This is a genomic window from Peptoniphilus sp. oral taxon 386 str. F0131, assembly GCF_000090945.1.
Taxonomy (GTDB): domain Bacteria; phylum Bacillota; class Clostridia; order Tissierellales; family Peptoniphilaceae; genus Anaerosphaera; species Anaerosphaera mikwangii.
Genome location: NZ_GL349422.1, coordinates 820,403 through 822,585 on the forward strand (window position 1 = coordinate 820,403; position 2,183 = coordinate 822,585).

1 protein-coding gene is annotated in these 2,183 nt (G+C 33.5%); it reads left to right on the forward strand.

Annotated elements, in window-relative coordinates; genetic code table 11:
* Positions 1–1,860: hypothetical protein (locus tag HMPREF0629_RS08000; protein ID WP_039856592.1), on the forward strand; the 1,860-nt coding region annotated here is incomplete at its 5' end.
* Positions 1,861–2,183: the final 323 nt, after the last annotated feature.

Genomic DNA, 2,183 nt, shown 5'->3' on the forward strand with positions numbered 1-2,183 from the left:
CACACAGCAATTACTGACAATGTAATTGATCCTAACAGACGTTGGGTAGATGTTGCTGATGCAACAGTTGAAACTTCTTTAACTAAAGAAGTTACACCTAATGGCGGATATGGAGTAGCTGCAAAGATTAACTATTATAACGGAAATGCTAAGTCTATCACATTTGCTGAAGGTACTCTTTCAAGAAAACCACAAAATGAAACAGGTAAAGAAGTATACAACAACAACTTTAACTTTGATAGAAAAGGAAAGTCTGAATTAAACTTAAGATTAACATCAACTACAAGATATTTTGTAGCAGATGTATTAAGAAACCAATTAACAGAAGTTAAGAATGTTGATGAAGCTATCAGAATTCTTGGTAACACAACAGCATCTAACTGGTTCCTTGATGTATATGCAGGATATGAAAATCATAGTGGAAGAAAGCCATATGAAACATCAACAAACACTGTATTAAACGATTATAACGAAGCTACAGTAGTAGTATTCAATGCAGTTCAAAGAGATAACAACAACGCTCAACTTCTAAGAGTAAAGAATGAAGCTACAACTAAGTATGATATAACTTTTGAAAACGAAAAGGGAGAAGTAGTAGTAAATAACGTAACAACTTATAGAAATTACTTCCCATTCAACTTCAATACTCATAACGATTCAGCTAAACTTGACGTAGTAGAGTATACAGTAAACAATGCTTACGGTCTTGAAGCAGAAATGATAATAGACCACAGCAATACTGGAAGATATCCAATCGTTGAAGTAATCGGAATTCAAGGAAGAGATATAATTGTTAGAGGAGAATTCGGTGAAACTGCAGTTCTTCAATTAGACACAGATTACGCTCTATTCTTAAGAGGACAATTAAAAGTTGGAGCATTAATCCAATTCCATACATTAACAAATAACGTTCTTCCAAAAGACAACAAAGACGTTAATAAGACTAATGTAGTAGACGTAGTATCAGTAATGCCTGCAAATGCCGGTTTCACAGTTAGAGGTTCTTTAAGAAAAGTTGTTGAAGGAAATCAAGCAAATCAATCAGCAGGAGTAGTAGCTCTTAAAGACTTTACAGATTACGGTGCACAATATCAAAAAGTAATTTTAAGCGAAATCAGAAACCTATATGTTGCAAGTCAATATAACCAATTAGGATATTTCGTATTAAATAATACAGAAGCAAATGCTCTAAAAGCATGGTTAGAAGCTAAGCCAGGTAAAGTAGATACAATCAGATTCAAAGTTAAACCGTTCAACGGATATGACAAAGAATTTGAAATCTATGATATCGAAGTATTAAAGGATAGCAATTGGGTAGAAGTAAGAACTTTAGTTAAAGATAAACTTGCTGAGCTTAGAGAAGCTGTTAGAGTATTAGCTAATAAATACCCAACAGAAGATTCTGTAACAAATGAAAATGTATTTAAATTTGAAGAAGAACTTAATGCTGTAAAAGCTTTAGTTGCTGCATTAGTATTCCCAGAAGATGCTGCTTGGAATGCAACAGATTCAGTAAATGGTATCTATTTTAATAAATTAGATACTATGAAAGGTTGGAATTTAGATGCTAAGAAACAAGCTTATGTAGATAATAAAGCTGATGGAGTTGTTGCTAACCTTCCTAAGGAAGTAAAAGTTGCACACAATCATGAAACTGATACTAAGGCAGTTAAAGCTGCAGTTAAGTTAGCTATTGAAAAATATTTGAATGATTCATCAATAACAGTTGAAATTACATCACCTGCAGATGGAGATGCAATTACTAATCCGGTTGCAAGCATAAAGTTTAAGCTTACAAAAGGCGGAAAAACTTCAGCTGAAAAAGAGTTAACAAATATTGCAGTATCTGCACTTAACTAATTAGCTTAAATTAAAGATTAAACCTGAGAGAGAAATCTCTTAGGTTTTTCTTTTTGCCTTTTTTATTACATATTGTTTTTTATTTGGACATTACCACCCTTGTCATTTCGACTGGAATGCCGTTAGGCATGGAATGGAGAAATCTCACACAATGACAGAAAAGAAGAGATCTCTCCATGCACACCTCCGGTGTTTAGTCGAGATGACAAGAGAGAAAAGATTCGTTCATTTTCAGTCGAGATGACAGTAGGAGGAAAGATTTTTTCACTGCGTTTCGTTCATTTTAGGTCAAGGTAACACGAATGAAAGAGCACTTTACACTA